The sequence below is a fragment of the Paenibacillus sp. GYB004 genome, assembly GCF_036577605.1.
Classification (GTDB): domain Bacteria; phylum Bacillota; class Bacilli; order Paenibacillales; family NBRC-103111; genus Paenibacillus_AB; species Paenibacillus_AB oceani.
This window is the reverse complement of the sequence record NZ_JARBDB010000031.1, coordinates 50,004-64,691: the sequence shown is the minus strand read 5'-3', so window position 1 is coordinate 64,691 and position 14,688 is coordinate 50,004. Positions and strand designations below refer to the sequence as shown.

The 14,688-nt window shown below is 55.4% G+C and carries 15 protein-coding genes and 1 riboswitch; of the genes, 2 read left to right on the top strand and 13 right to left on the bottom strand.

Translation table 11 applies throughout. The features are described 5' to 3' along the window. Positions 1–55: 55 nt before the first annotated feature. The 5 genes from PV433_RS13860 to PV433_RS13840 form a co-directional block, all read right to left on the bottom strand. Positions 56–1,084, bottom strand: a complete 1,029-nt coding sequence (locus tag PV433_RS13860) for a Gfo/Idh/MocA family protein (protein WP_332072678.1) — start codon at positions 1,082–1,084, stop codon at positions 56–58. Positions 1,085–1,219: 135 nt separating this feature from the next. Next, positions 1,220–2,224, bottom strand: coding sequence for an aminoglycoside phosphotransferase family protein (locus tag PV433_RS13855; RefSeq protein ID WP_332072677.1), 1,005 nt, complete (start codon positions 2,222–2,224; stop codon positions 1,220–1,222). Positions 2,225–2,322: 98 nt separating this feature from the next. After that, positions 2,323–3,201: a GNAT family N-acetyltransferase gene (locus PV433_RS13850; protein ID WP_332072676.1), complete on the bottom strand. Its 879-nt coding sequence runs from the start codon at positions 3,199–3,201 to the stop codon at positions 2,323–2,325. Between the two features lie 241 nt (positions 3,202–3,442). Then, positions 3,443–3,778 (bottom strand): hypothetical protein, encoded by a 336-nt coding sequence (locus tag PV433_RS13845; protein WP_332072675.1) that lies wholly within the window; start codon positions 3,776–3,778, stop codon positions 3,443–3,445. Positions 3,779–3,866: 88 nt separating this feature from the next. Next, entirely contained in the window at positions 3,867–4,361 is a 495-nt protein-coding gene (locus PV433_RS13840; RefSeq protein ID WP_332072674.1) for a hypothetical protein, read from the bottom strand. 154 nt (positions 4,362–4,515) lie between these two features. On the opposite strand from PV433_RS13840, the gene PV433_RS13835 reads away from it, so the two are divergent. Continuing rightward, positions 4,516–5,292: a GNAT family N-acetyltransferase gene (locus tag PV433_RS13835; RefSeq protein ID WP_332072673.1), complete on the top strand. Its 777-nt coding sequence runs from the start codon at positions 4,516–4,518 to the stop codon at positions 5,290–5,292. Positions 5,293–5,438: 146 nt separating this feature from the next. On the opposite strand, the gene purN is transcribed toward PV433_RS13835, so the two are convergent. From purN to PV433_RS13815, 4 genes are all read right to left on the bottom strand, one after another. Next, positions 5,439–6,053 (bottom strand): phosphoribosylglycinamide formyltransferase, encoded by a 615-nt coding sequence (purN, locus tag PV433_RS13830; protein WP_332072672.1) that lies wholly within the window; start codon positions 6,051–6,053, stop codon positions 5,439–5,441. A gap of 1 nt (position 6,054) precedes the next feature. Beyond that, complete coding sequence (locus tag PV433_RS13825; protein ID WP_332072671.1) at positions 6,055–6,708, bottom strand: cyclodeaminase/cyclohydrolase family protein; 654 nt, start codon at positions 6,706–6,708, stop codon at positions 6,055–6,057. Continuing rightward, complete coding sequence (locus PV433_RS13820) at positions 6,705–7,571, bottom strand: bifunctional 5,10-methylenetetrahydrofolate dehydrogenase/5,10-methenyltetrahydrofolate cyclohydrolase (protein ID WP_332072670.1); 867 nt, start codon at positions 7,569–7,571, stop codon at positions 6,705–6,707. The genes PV433_RS13825 and PV433_RS13820 overlap by 4 nt, the downstream gene beginning before the upstream one ends. Before the next feature lie 105 nt (positions 7,572–7,676). Beyond that, a riboswitch (ZMP/ZTP riboswitch) is annotated at positions 7,677–7,761 on the bottom strand. 54 nt (positions 7,762–7,815) lie between these two features. After that, complete coding sequence (locus PV433_RS13815; RefSeq protein ID WP_332072669.1) at positions 7,816–9,135, bottom strand: ABC transporter substrate-binding protein; 1,320 nt, start codon at positions 9,133–9,135, stop codon at positions 7,816–7,818. A 413-nt stretch (positions 9,136–9,548) separates the two neighbouring features. Here PV433_RS13815 and PV433_RS13810 point away from each other — a divergent pair, with 413 nt between their 5' ends. Continuing rightward, positions 9,549–10,418, top strand: a complete 870-nt coding sequence (locus PV433_RS13810; RefSeq protein WP_332072668.1) for a helix-turn-helix transcriptional regulator — start codon at positions 9,549–9,551, stop codon at positions 10,416–10,418. Positions 10,419–10,780: 362 nt separating this feature from the next. Here the strand turns inward: PV433_RS13810 and PV433_RS13805 are convergent, their stop codons facing one another. The 4 genes from PV433_RS13805 to PV433_RS13790 all read right to left on the bottom strand — a co-directional run bounded on the left by PV433_RS13805 (position 10,781) and on the right by PV433_RS13790 (position 14,513). Next, the gene (locus tag PV433_RS13805) at positions 10,781–11,347 is read right to left on the bottom strand and encodes a spore coat protein (protein ID WP_332072667.1); all 567 of its coding nucleotides are present in this window, start codon (positions 11,345–11,347) and stop codon (positions 10,781–10,783) included. Between the two features lie 193 nt (positions 11,348–11,540). Further along, on the bottom strand, positions 11,541–13,268 hold the full coding sequence (locus PV433_RS13800) for an ABC transporter ATP-binding protein (protein WP_332072666.1): 1,728 nt from the start codon (positions 13,266–13,268) through the stop codon (positions 11,541–11,543). A gap of 108 nt (positions 13,269–13,376) precedes the next feature. After that, entirely contained in the window at positions 13,377–13,553 is a 177-nt protein-coding gene (locus tag PV433_RS13795; RefSeq protein WP_332072665.1) for a hypothetical protein, read from the bottom strand. 54 nt (positions 13,554–13,607) lie between these two features. Then, a complete protein-coding gene (locus PV433_RS13790; RefSeq protein ID WP_332072664.1) occupies positions 13,608–14,513 on the bottom strand; it encodes an AraC family transcriptional regulator in 906 nt (301 codons plus the stop codon). Positions 14,514–14,688 lie beyond the last annotated feature (175 nt).

Here is a 14,688-nt window from a genome sequence, read left to right as displayed (position 1 = left end):
CCCGAGAGGCGTTCTGTTTTTTTTATTCCGATTGGATTGCAATTGGATGGGGCGCCTAATCTTTCACGTGCAAAGCGCTCGTGCTCTGGCGCAACCGCTGCGGCTTAATCGGACGTCCGAGCCATGCCGACTCGAGCGCAGCGCAAGCGGTTGCTACCGCCCTCCCAGCGTCGCGGGCAGTGACGATCGGTTCGGCTCCGGTCCGGATACACTCGATAAAATGTTCCAGTTCCAGCCGATACGGATCGTCAGCAGGCTCGCCTTGCGGGATCGCTACCCCTTCATTCCGCTGCGAATGCGCGGCAACGGCTCCCCGGCTTACTGCCAGCTTGTAAGCTTCGTTGTCGGCGCGAAGCATCCCGTCCTTCCCTGTCACTTCCAGCGAGGACGTAAACGGTCCGGCATATCCCCACATCGCTTCCAGATTCGCTACCGTTCCGTTTTCGAAGCGTAACACGGCCGCCGCGTACTGGACCCCCGGCGATTTCCGGATCACCGCATAGACCGATTCCGCTTCGCCCATCAGCGAATGCAGATAGTCGATATCGTGAATCATTAAATCGAACAAGACGCCGCCGCTTTTCGTATCGTCCTCGAACCAGCTGTCCGACGGCGGATGCAGACTGTACCGTTTCGCATGAGCGGTTATTATCGGCCCCGCCTCTCCCTTGGACACCCGCTCGGACAGCCGGGCGTAATCGGGGAAAAAACGCAGCACATGACCGACGAGCAAGCAAACGCCGTTTCGCCTGCACGCTTCGATCATCTCTTCCGTGTCCTCCGCAGTCAGGGCGGCCGGTTTCTCGCAAATGATATGGAGACCCTTTTCCGCCGCAGCCACCGCATACGTCTTATGCAAATATGTCGGCAGCGCCAGAACGACCGCATCCAGCGGAATCTTCTCCTGAATCAGCTCGTCCAGACTGTCGAACCGTAATGCCCCGAGCGAGGCCGCTTCCAGCCTCGATTCCGCCGACGAACTACATATGGCGGTTAACGAAACGCCCTCCATCTGCGACAGGATGTTCGCATACAGCCTGCCCATCGTACCGAATCCGACAACAGCTACTCGAATCTCGTTCACTCCAGCTTTCCCCCTGATCTGTAAATGGAACGTTTGTTATAGTATAAATCGGATCGAAGGAAGGGATCGGTCATCGGTTGACTCGGCGAGGTCATTTTTGCATCGGGCCGGCTGCTTGCGGAGGAACACGCGGATTTATGTCCCGTACAGCTTCAAATATTCCGGATAAGCGCGAAGATGAATATTTCTCGCCCTTTCCTGCGTTACCTCTTTGACATCCGGTATCTGCTCCGCTTCCACATAATCGGCAAGCACATCGATCACATCGTCGAGCAGCTTCGCCCGAAAGTAAATCTCCATTCGCTCCGCCGCATCTTCACCGGCCAGACGGCTCACCCGCTCCTGCCATACCGGCCAGTCCGCCGTCCGATACAGCGGCCACAGCAAGACGGAATAGTCCATAGCCGCATCTCCGGCAACCGACAGATCGTCCCAGTCGATCATCCAGTGTTCTCCGTGCTCGCCGACCAAAATATTTTGCCAGTTCAAGTCGTTATGGACGATATCGGCCGCTTGCTTGCGGAAAGACGGATGCTCCTCCACCAGCTTTTTCAACCGGCCAACTTCAGCATCGAACCATTCCATTGTAGTGTCCGACACGAAGCTTAGCAGCTGTCTCCCGGCCTTGATCCCTTCCAAATCTTCCTCGAACCGCCCGATATACTCCTGGATAAAGGCATCCGAATAAGTGAGAGTTTGCATCTCCGGCGTACCGGGAACGGCTTGGCGGATCTGCTCGTCGGCATGCAGCCGGCTTATTAGGGGCAGCACCTTTTCGATAACGGACAGCGGATCGGGTGCGGTGCTTAGCGGTTCGCCCTTCAGGTACTCGAACACGAGGCCGCACGTATAGCCGGGGACGATCTCTTGCGCCACCTCTTGAACTAGCCGCGGAGCCCGGTAGCGGTCCGACAGGCAGCCGCTGATCCTGGCCCATTGCCGGAGTTCCGGGGCTTTATCTTCCTTGGCGAGCTTGAGATGCCGCACCGTTTCGCCATCGGTCAGCCGGTAGGACTGGTTCACGAATCCTCCGGGATTCCATATATAAGCCGCCTCGATCGAAGAGCCGCTGAATCCGAGCGTTTGTGCATGGCGGGCGGCCCATTTCGCTACTTCTTGTTCATTTGCTTTCAGATCCATTCCGTTCACCTCTGCTGGATATACTCGTCATTGTGTTCGCTCTGCACGGAGGCCGATCGTTCACGTCGGTTCCTCCCTTGTACCGGACTTCCGGTTTCTCAACCCGATTCGGTTAAACGCATTACTACAAACGGAACCTGCACGCCCGACACGGGGCTATGGACCTGCTCTCCCCGGCGGAATCCGACTTTCTCATACGTTCGGATCGCTCTTTCGTTAAAGGCGGCAACGGCCAGACGGAACTTGGACTTCCCCAGTTCCTTGCCCAGAAACTCTACCGCCTGCTTGACATAATCGCTCCCCAGCCCTTTGCCGGTCAGATCCGGACGCAGCCCGAGCCCGACGTCAAGGCAGTCTGGGTCGTTATAGATTCCGGCCTCGTAAGCTCCGGGGATTCGCGCAGAATGCCCGCTGCATATAAATCCTGCAATCTGATCGTTCGCCTCACGGACGCTGTAATATTCGCCGTTCAACAGCTCCGCGATCCCTTCGTCCTCTCCGCCCATATTGTATAAATCGTACGGCTGCGGGTACGTCCAGGCGTTTACGATTCGGGCAGTCTCTTCGGTCATGGGAACGTAGCGGTACATGGCCGTAAACGCTCCTTCTATAAAATCCGCATCCGGCAGAGCATCCAGAAAGACGGCGTCGATTTCCGTTTGGCCGTTCAGCAGCGCTTTGGCAAGCCGGTGTCCTCCGTCGACGAGCAGACCGTCTGCCGTTACTATTATCGGGTAACTCATATCCGCTTCGACGATCCGTTTACAATGCTTCGCCACATTGCGTATCGTAGGCACCGAAGTGCTCCCGTATCCGAACCAGCAGTCCTGATCCAGTTCTTGGATCGAATCTACTCGGATCTTGACAACAGGCAGGTTCTCGGATCGCTTCCACAATTTTTCTACGTCCCACACGTGCCGCCGTCCGTTAATCATTCTCGAGTGTTTGTGCTTGATCCGCGAAAGCGCGTCTTCCATCCGTTTCCCTCCTTTTTTCTAGCAGGCTCCATCCGTAGTTGCAGTTTTGCGGCTGGTTACTTGCCCGCTCATGGTGGAGTAAGCCGCACCTCCCATTCTTTCATACTACCATGAATTTCTAGTAAGGAAGTGGGAGGTTTTAGGTATAATCAACTGTACAAAAATCAAAACCGCGCATAACTTCTATGCGCGGTTGATTGGGTAATTCACGATACGGCCCAGTTGCCGAACAATGGGCGTATCAGCAGGTCGGCGAGGCGACAGCCGGCTGGGGAGCCTTCAGAATCAACGTATCGTAAATACAGTTGTTTCCGGCAACCGGCTCTACGTCCCACACTCCCGACAAATCGGCATGAAGCGTACAAGTCGAGATCGGGAACGCGCCGGCTCCGATAAACAGAACTTTGGCCGACCGGCCGATCTGAGCAAGCCGGCATTCCGTTATTACCGAAGCGGACAGTAACGTCTGGTACAAGCTATCGTCCCGCTGATCCGCGTACATGCGGATCGCTCTCCTTTTCTCAACCGCGCATAAATTCAAAAACAAAACCAGCTCCTCATGGCTGTCGATGTCCATTCCTCCGTTTCCTCCGTCATCTATGCCCCTATCGCGCATTATGAGTATATGAGAACGGACAGGACCTCCATGCCAGAGCCCTATGCAATTACCGGGTTCGTTCATTCAATTTTTGAATAAGCCGGGTTTCGATATCTTCCCAATCGGCTACCCAGCCTTTTGGAGATACGCTTCTTCCCTTCATGCTCACCACTTGTCGGGATGCAGGGGTATAGGATCGATTTATAGGGAGTTCCGGCATCCATATTTCCCATTCCCCAACACTTAATTTCTCTATTTCGTAAGGAGTATCTTCGATCATGACTTGGATTTGTAACAGCTGAGCCGCCTTCAGTTTACTGTCGTTATGGTCTTCTGCCAACAAGATAGATTCAAACAGATCAAAAGCCCGATTCCGTTTCAGCCACTCGTGTGTTTCCGGTTTACAATTTATTCTCGAGCTGATGATGCTGAACCTCACACCTAACTTAGAAAACTCCTGTATAACTTCTACCGCCTTAGGGGCGATTCTGATATCGAAGAACTTCTCATCTCCCCCGTGAACAGCAAGTACGCCGTCTATATCCACGCCAATGTGAATCATACATTCCCCTCCCACCAGCAGTTATCTCGGGCTTCAATAATGATCCTACCACAAACCCCTTTTATTGGTATACGCGCATCCCCCATTGACTACAACCGCCCATCAACTGGAAAATGAAGATGTCGATTCCGACATAGAAAGAGGTGGTGCGTCCATGTGGAGTAAAGCCAAACAACAGTTAAGCAGTAACGTCCTCGAGAATATTACCCTGCTGAAAATGATCGATACGTATGGCAGCAAGCTCGGCTGTACGGTGCTGGAACGGGATTCCAGCTGGGGGCTGCTGCTGTCGCTTCCGGTGGAGTTTTCTTCCTACGATCGGAAGACGTATCCGGAGGCAGAGTCGGTATATATGCTGGCCGGTACGGACAACCGTCTGCTGGAGCGATTGCTCGACGATCCCCCGATTCCGAAGAAACCCGCCGTATTTAAAGTTCAGAGAAACGCGTACAAGCAGCTTCTCGAGCGGAAGTTCAAGCTTGCCGGGATTCGTTCCTTTTATTCCTACTCCTGTCTGGAGCCGTTTCCCGGTCAAAGCCCGGATGAGGTGATCGCATGGGACACTCTGCAAGAAGAACTGCTGCCGATGTGGCTCTCCAACGGATACGAGCTTGGAGAAATCGAGCAGCTGTTCGCTCACGGGGCGAGGTCTTACAGTTTCTATACTGACGGAAAACCTGCCAGCACCTGCATCGTCTTTCGCAATTACGGCAGAGTTTGGGAAGTCGGCGCCGTCCATACCGCAGAGGAATATCGGGGTAACGGTTACGCCAAAAAAGTCGTACAAGCCGCCGGCAATGGACTGCTGAGCCGAAATCTCATCCCGCGATATCAGGTCGAAGACCGTAACCGGCCATCGGTCCTCCTGGCCGAGTCACTAGGATTAACCTGGCTCGTTACGCTGGAGCATCTCTATTGGGCCGGCGCGTAGAGCCAGGGCGGCAGCATGACCTGACATGCCCGGGCTTTGTATAATCAATTTGGTATTAAATGGTAGTACTTTTCTTCATTCGCACGGTATCGAGTGTAAACGCTTCTTACCGGATCGAGCCGCGTCTAGGCTCCTCCTCCACAGCCTCAACCGTTCAGCGGCGGCAGCACGATCTCTCCGTCCGCAATCCGTCCGAGCGTCTCGACGTAAAACGCATGCTCTCTGCGCAACACTCGCGCAGCCAGCGTCTCGACCGAATCGCCTGGCTCGACGGGCACGACGCTTTGCGCAATCACCGGTCCTTCGTCGTACTCGCCGTCGACCAGATGCATCGTTACCCCCGTCTCTTTCTCGCCCGCAGCGAGCACCGCCTCGTGCACGCGATGGCCGTACATCCCGTGTCCGCCGAACTTCGGCAGAAGCGACGGGTGAATGTTCACGATACGTCCGGCGTAGGCGGCCAGCGTTTGCGGACCGAGCTTTTTCATATAGCCGGCCAGCGCGATCAGATTCACCTCTTGTGCGATCAACGTATCCAGTATCGTCCGGTCCAGCGCTTCCGGCTCCGGATAAGCTTTCGAGCTGAGATGAAAGCCGGGAATTCCCGCTTGCTTCGCTCTCTCCAGCGCTCCCGACTGCGAATTGTTGCTGATCACCGCTTTAACGGCTGCGTTCATGTTCCCTGCTGCAGCGGCATTGATGATCGCCTGGGCGTTCGAGCCTCCGTGCGAAGCGAATATAGCTATATTCAGTTTCGGCATCCTACCTGCTTCCTCTCCAGATGATCCCGCGTACGGCGGTTACGGCTTGCGTCTTCAGCCTTGCCGTCTCCCCGAGCAGCGCAGCCGCCCGTTCGTCGTACCGCTGCTTCGCTTCCTCGTCTTTCAGCGAGGCCAGATTGATTTCTACGGTTAAATAAGCGGACTGAGCCGCCGAATCGAACAAAATCGCGCCGATCCCGAGATCGGAGATGACGTTCGGATTGGCGGACTCCGCGATACGCACCGTTTGCTCAAGGGCGTCCCGGCATACGCGCATAAGCGCGAGCGGCACTTCGATCGCCTGGCCCGCCGCATCCTGGATCGCTTGCGCACGCACCCGCTTCTCCTCGTCCGTCGACTTCGGCAGCTTCAGAGCCGACATATACCGCTCAAAAGAAGCGACGTCCGCCTCCAGCAAGTCTTCGCAATCCCGGGTCCAGTCCTGCAGCCGGCCGACCACTTCTTTCATCGCCGCTTCCGCTCCGGCGAATTTCGCGCCTTGGGTAAAATTGGCCGCCATCGACACCATCGCGGTCCCGAGCGCTCCGACGAGCGCCGAGACGCTGCCTCCGCCCGGCGTCGGAACAGCCGCTCCCGCTTCTTGAACAAACGACCGGATCGTCCGGTCGAACATCGCGTTTTGCTGCTCCATCATCGTGCAGCCTCCCTTCCAGCCTGCTGCTGCAGCCGAATCGCCCGCATCGCATTTTCGAACAGCAGCGCCGTCGTTAAAGCGCCTACGCCCCCGGGAACCGGAGACATCGCTTCCGCAACCTCGATCGCACGCGGATCGACATCGCCGGTAATCCTACCATCCGGCAGCTCATGGATGCCCGCGTCTATGACGATCGTCCCGGGCCGGATCATTTCCCAGGTAATAACTCCCGGTTTCCCGACAGCGGCTACGACAATATCCGCGTGTTTCAGATGAAACGTCAAATCGGGAGTTCGCGAATGACATACGGTGACGGTCGCCTGCTCCCGCTGCAGCATATGGAACAGCGGCAAACCGACCGTTTGACCGCGTCCGACCAGCGTCACATTTTTCCCTTCCAGCGTATAGCCGTATGCTTTCAGCAAGCGGATGCACGACTGCGGGGTAGCCGGAACTAATCCAGGCTCGCCGGTCATGACGGCAAGCCTGTTGGCCGGTGTGACCCCGTCAACGTCTTTGAGCGGATCGATCGCCTCCGCTACCGCAGAAGTCGAGATGTGAGCAGGCAGCGGCAGCTCCAGCATAATTCCGTGTACGGCTGCATCCCTGCTCCATTTCGATACGATACGGATCAGCTGCTCCTGCGTAACGTCACCCGGCTGCATCATCAGTTCGAACTCGATTCCGAGCTTCGCCGCGACTTTGCGTTTCGTCTCCGCGTAATAGACGGAAGCCGGATCGTTTCCAACTACAAGCGCCGCTATTTTCGGTATCGTTCCGTTCGCACGCTGCCGCTCTGCTTCTGCCGCTACTTCCGCACGGACTTGCTCGGCGGTTTCCTTCGCCCTTAACCATACTCCCATACGTATCCCTCCCGGTTATCGCGGAACCCTAACAGATCCCCGATATCTGCAATGGCGTACAACAAAAAAAAGCATCCGAAGCAGCCGCTATATGCGGTACTCCGGACACTTTACCCAGGCGAGCGGCAGTTGTCCCTTCCGCACGCTCCCCAGTGGTGCCCCACTTGATTCGCCAGTCGCGTGCGGACTGTTCAGTTGCCCTCATCATATCAAAGTTCATCCGTGCTGGCAATGCAGGATAGCTCTATTTTTTCAGCTCTTCCTGAATCTTTTTGTTCGTCGCTTCCTCCGCTTCCCGCAGCGCGGTATTGACGTCCTTTTTGCCGAGGATCACGTTGTTGTAGCCTGTAAGCAGGTTGCCTTCCGCGACGCTGTTGAATTTCCCGATCGGCGCCGCCGGAGCGAACTTGGCCGGTACGATCGCTTTGCTGTTTTTCCCTTTATACATCGCCGCGTCTTGGCCGAACGCTTTTCTCAGCTCCTCGCTCTTCAGCGCGGATATGAACTCTCCCCGCTTCACGCCGGGCAATTGAAACTCCTCCGAAGCCAGATAAGCCATCACCTGGAACGCCTGATCCTTATGCTTGCTCGTATTCGTCAGCCAGAACGCGTTCGGGTACGGCTGCGGTCCTACGCCGGGCTGATCGGCCATCGCCGGGAATGTCGCCAGATCCCAATTCATGCCTTCCAGCTCTTGGGCCGTGTGCAGCGTGCTGACCGGAATCCACATCGCGACCGTCCGGTCTTTGACGAACGTATTGCGCTGATTCGTTACATACGTCAGGTTGCCGTTCATGTTATATCCCGGAAGCGTATAGAAACGGGTCAGATTGTCGAACAGCTTTTTCCACTTTTCCTCGGAATAGGACGCCTTCTGAGTGGCCGGGTCGAACGTTTTGAGCGAATACGGATTCAGCCTCATGAAATGCTGGGCGGATACGAACAGCCCGCGATAGGTGACGCCACCATCTTCCCGCGTCAGCCGTTTGGCCAGATCGTACAGATCGTCCCACGTATTCCCGTCCTTCGGATACGGAACGCCGAACTTGTCGAAGATGTCCTTATTGTAATACACCGTCGCAGGCGACATGAATACCGGCAGCCCGTACATGCCTCCACCGCCCAGCAGTTTCATCTGGTCGACGACCGCCGGTTCGAGCTTGTTCAAGTCGAACTTGTATTTCTCGATGAGCGGTGTAATATCGGTTTGAAGCTCATGCTGAAGCAAATTGTTGTATACGAGTCCCGTCGACGAGAAAATGAGGTCCAACTGCTCGCCGGCTGTAATCATCTCCTGCACTTTTTTCCCGTTCGTCATCGGTACGAATTTCGGCGTAATATGCGGAAACTTTTGTTTGATCGGACCTCCGATCTCTCTCTCGAACCGCTCCTCCGGCCAGTCGCCGCCTCCGTCATAGAACACAAGCTCGATCGGCTCTTCCTTCTTCGGCGGCTGCTGGACGTCCCCGCCCTGCACACCGGCTTGGCCTTTCCCTCCGCATGCGGCCAGCATTGTGGATACAAGCGCTGCTGCTAGTACACTGTTTACTATTTTTTTACTCATAGTGAACACCCCTTATCGTTATCTGCTTAAAATTTGATCTGCAAGCGATTTCATATTAGAAATATAGCACAGCACTCCGGCTAATGGCTTTAGACACGAATGGGAAGGCTGGCGGTTCATTTAACTGTCAGTGGTTTTTTGGGGAAACCCCGTCATCGGCTTGATATGGACTGGAGTCGGTTCAGAGCGGTCAGACGGGGGCGGGGCGATATCGGGCGATGGAGTTTATCAGCGGCTGGGCGGCAGGCGGGGGAAGGCAATGGCAGGCGGACGGACGGTAGGCGGCAGGCGGTAATCAAGCAATAAGCGGACGGGGGGTCCGGGCTTAATCCTCCTGCTTCTCGCCTAAGACGGCTGTGGTATAATACAGATACATGATAGCTGTGCGCGGGATAAAGGAGGATGTCATCGGAATGAAACCAAAGTCTAATCCTATCCGGATGTTCACCGAATATTATTACAAATGGAATTATTTCCCCGTCACTACTTCTTTTCACTCTCATTCCCAATACGAAATCTACTATTTCCATAGCGGTCGGTGCGATTATTTGATCGGCGACCGGATCATTCCTTTGGAGTCCGGCGATCTGATTATTATGAACGGCATGACCCGCCATTGCCCGAAAGTACATCCTTCTTCGGAATATGTGCGCACGATGTTTTCGTTTAATCCGCATCTGGTTCAACTGTTCGGCCCCAGTCTGCTTGCGTGCGGACCGCTCCGGCCGTTCGAGCTGCTCGGCAACCATCATATCCGGCTCGATGCGGAATCCAAAACGGAATTCGAAAGCATTTTGGAGCGTATCAACAACGTGTATTACAAAAACGACGTCATCAACCGGAACAGACTGCTTAGCGCTTTTTTCGATCTGCTGATGTTGATCTATGAGAAATGTCAGGTCGATATGGAAGTTGCCCGCGCCAACGTCACGGACCGGGAGCGGCATGTGCAGCGGATGATCGCTTATATCGAGGAAGGTTATGCGGAAGATATCGAGCTCGACAAGATGGCCGCAGATCTCCACCTAAACCGCTTTCATTTGATGAAGCTGTTCCGCGAGGTGACGGGCATGACGGTGTTCGATTATATTTACACGCGCCGGGTCAATCAGGCTAAAATTTTATTTTTCCACAGCGACGGCCATACCGTCACCGACGTGTGCTACAAAGTCGGCTTCAAACACCTTTCCCACTTTAGCCGCGTCTTCAAAAAACAGGTCGGGATGACGCCCGACCAATACCGGAAAATGATGCAGGTAACGCCTTCGATGGCCTATCAATAGATCAGCTTCGAATTAGACCGCGGCCCCGCCCCCAAAACCTGGATCAAGGGCCGGGGCGGGACTCTGCGTGAGGCAAAGTTGGATGCCGGATCGTCAAACACTGGAGGCAAGACCGGGAGGAATTCGCCGTGAGGCCAAGTTTGCGGCGGGGGCGTTTAGCTGGGGCAGAGACTAGGGCCGGGGTTCGACTCGGGCCTTGCTTCCTACGGCTTCTACCTGCAATTTCCCTTCTCCCCCCTCCCTCCTCCATCTTTCACAACGCTTGCCTCCTGCACCCCGCCGCAAGCAGACTCGCCCTCCCAGCTGCACTTGCTCCATATAGAAAAAAGGCGCCGGCTTACCGGCACCCTGTAAAAAAGCTTCTAGTTCCCGTTCGGCATATAGCCGCCTTGCATCGGCTGGTACGTGTGCAGGAACGTTTTGGCCGTGTGGTCCTGCATCGTCGGCACTTGATACTCGCCTTGCCGGTTCATGAAGAGGAACACTTCATACGCTTGGTTCGCGCAGGCGACCGCACCGTTCACGAGCATCTGCCTAACGTTCGGGTCGGCGCATTCAAGCGAGCCGGCTATATGGTTTTTGGCTGAGTTTTTGTGACAGCTCAGCATCGCCGCAGCGATCTGGCGGTCGTCGAACTGCCCTTGCATTGGCGTGTGAGGGGCCGGTTGACGAAGCCCGTACATCACTTGCTGAGGCTGAACCTGCGGCATTCCGTACGGCTGCATCCGGCCGGAGGCAGTGCTGTAATCGTGCGTATACGCAACCAACTGGTCGTAAGCTTGAGCAGCCGACTGCAGATGCCGCTCCAGCATCGTACGCAGCTCCGGGTTCTGCACTTGCAGGGCGTAATACGAAAAATGATTGATCATGTTCATCGTTCCGTCAAGGATCTCATGGACTTCCATCGTTTCGTGCGCGCCGAAAGGCATCGGTTCGTTCATCTCCTTAGAATTCGGTTCGGTAAGCCGGTAGAGCAGCAGCTTCCACCTCCGTTACTGTTCCCGCTTCCAAGGAAATTATGTGAAGAAGCATGGCTTTCATGTACACGGCTTCTTCAGACCGCCTGTCCCTTCCCGCTCCCGATCCCGGTTCCGCTCCTAGTCTGCACGGGTCTACAAGCCGTCATGGCACCGGCTGAAACTGGGCCCGGTGCAGCCCCGCGAAGACGCCGCCGCCTTGAACCAGCTCCTCGTACCGCCCCTGCTCGGCGATTCCGTCTTCGGTGACGACCACGATGCGGTCAGCATGACGGATCGTCGCCAGACGATGGGCGATGACGAGCGTCGTCCGGTTGACAGCCAGCTCCTCAAGCGCTTGCTGGATGACGGCTTCCGTCTCCGTATCCAGTGCCGAAGTCGCCTCATCCAAAATTAAAATCGGCGGATTTTTCAGGAACATCCGCGCGATCGCCAGACGCTGCTTCTGCCCGCCCGACAGCTTAATGCCGCGCTCGCCGATCTGTGTGTCATAGCCGGCCGGCAGTGCGCTAATGAACGACTCCAGATGCGCCCGTCTCGCGGCATCCCGGATCTCCGCCTCCGTCGCATCCAGCTTGCCGTAAGCGATGTTTTCGCGGATCGTGCCGGTGAACAGAAAAACGTCCTGCTGCACAATCCCGATATTTTGACGGAGCGAGCGCTGCGTCATCGAGCGGATATCGGTTCCGTCGATCTCGATCGCTCCCCCGTCCACCTCATAAAACCGCGGGATCAGGCTGCACAGCGTCGTTTTGCCCGCCCCGGACGGACCGACGAAGGCGACCGTTTCTCCGGCGCGAATCCGCAAATCGATATGCTGCAGCACCTTGGCGTGTCCCTCGTAGCCGAACGTCACGTCGCGGAACTCGATATTCCCGTGCAGCTTGCCGGCGTCGACCGCATGCGGCGAATCGGCCACATCGGGAGCCGTATCGAGCAGCTCGGTCAGCCTTTTGAAGCCGGCCATTCCTTTCGGATACATCTCCAGCAGGGCGTTGATTTTCTCGATCGGCTTGAAAAACAGGTTGACATACAGCAGAAAACCGATCAGCTCCCCATATGTCAGCTCACCCTGGAAGCTGAACCACGCACCGAACATAAGTACGAGAAGCGAGAAAAGTCGCGTCATAAAATAAATGCCGGACGAACTGAATGAAATGATCCAATACGACCGCAGCTTCGCCTTGCGGAAATTGGCGTTGTCCCGCTTGAATTTCGATGTCTCGAACGCTTCGTTCGTAAACGATTTGACGACGCGGATGCCGGACATGCTGTCTTCGACGCGGGCGTTCACTTCCGCAATCTCCGCATACATCCGATTCGCCGCTGTGTGCAGCTTTTTGTTGCAGACACCGATCAGCCAGACAAGCAGCGGTACCGCGACGAACGTAATCAGCGCCAGCTCCGGATTAATCGACAGCATAATAACGAAGGCGGCGACGAAGGTCATGCAGGCGATAAACAGATCCTCCGGCCCGTGGTGCGCCATCTCCCCTATATCGAACAGGTCGTTGGTCATCCTCGACATCAGATAGCCGGTTTTCGTATTATCGAAAAAACGAAACGAAAGCTTCTGCACATGCTGGAACAGCTGCTGCCTCATATCGGTTTCGATATTGATTCCGAGCTTATGTCCCCAATAGTTAACGATAAATTGCAGCCCCGTACTGACGACGTAAAGCGCAAAAAGCCCGGTTCCGGCCAGCACGATCGTTCTCCATTCGCCCTGCGGCAGCAGCGAGTCGACGAACCATTGCACGGCAAGCGGAAAGCCGAGCTCCAGGACGGCAACGACGCACGCGCTGCCGAAATCGAGCATAAACAGCCGCTTATGAGGCTTGTAGTACGAAAAAAAACGTTTGTATACACCCATCTCTCTCAAGTTCTCCTATCAGTCGGATATCGTGCCCATTATAAAGGTTCCGGACCGCTCCGACAAGGGAAAAAACGGATATACCCACGGTATCCCTCATCCGATCGGCTATCCCCCGGCCTCCTCCTCCGTCACCGGCTGTTTGTAGATGCGCTGCAAAATCCACTTGACCTCCTCGATCCTGTCGCCCAGCTCCGGCGTGGGCTCCGGCGCGACCCGGCTCGCGCACAGGTCAAGCGCGTACAGGTAGCCGTCCAATTGCCGCTCGTTCATCAGCAGTTCCATCCTTTCGCCCGCCCCCTTTATCTGGAGGCTACTCTAGAACTACATTTTGCAATTTCAAGGGATTCCATACTTGACCTGGTTCATCCGTTCCGCCGCCTGCTTGCGGTATTCGCTCGCGGTCAAACCCTTCGTATCCCGGAACACCCGGCTGAAGCTGCGGAACGATTCGAAGCCGGTTTCGAACGTAATGTCGGTAATCGGCATATTCGTATGGGCAAGCAGACTGCAAGCGCTGTCAATTCGGATTTTCTGCAAATATTCCAGAAAGCTGAGACCCGTCTGTTTTTTGAACGTTCGGCTAATGTGAGTGACGCTGATATTAAATTGCCGGGAAATTGATTCGAGCGTGACACATTCGGCGTAATGGACGTGGATGTATAGTAAAACTTGCCAAAACCAGTTGTCCTTCTGTTCATAAACGGGCCCGGAAGTAGCGGAACCGTTGCCGGAGCGGACGAACAACAGCAAAATTTCGGTCAAAATCGACCGGATCATATCCCGGTAACCCGCTTGACCGGGAAGGCTGTATTCGTCTTGCAGCTCCTGGAACAGCCGCCTGATCCGCTCGTTGCGCTCTCCTTCCACATGAACGAAAGAGGAGCTGCTTGTACCCACTCCGTACAAAAGCCTCGACAGCTCGGAATCGTCACGGCCGCCCAGAAGAAGCTGCAGATCGAACATACAGCAGATCCGGGCGCTGGGCTCATCCGATACGCGGCGCATCTCGTGCATATGGTGGGGCAGCACGAACGATAAAGTGCCGGGCCTAAGCTGTCCGGCGATTCCGTTAATCATCTGAATCCCGTTTCCCTCCAGCACATAGTTCAGCTCCACGTAGTCGTGATGATGGAGCCGGACATCCTTGACGACCGTCCTGGCCATAAAGAACCGGTGCTTGCCTGTAGTTTCCCCAAGTCCTCCGATGTGCAGCTGATACTCCGGATACACGATTTTACTCACCGAAAGTCCTCCCCGCATGTTAAAAAATAGCTTGTTTTGGATACGATCCGTCCTAACGTTTTCGCCTGGTTCTGTATGATTATAATCATATTCGAGACGCCGCCGCTCCAGCAAGTCCCCAAGCAAATTGTTGCCCCGCATCGTTGTAAGCGGATACAGAAAAATTCGCTCTCGG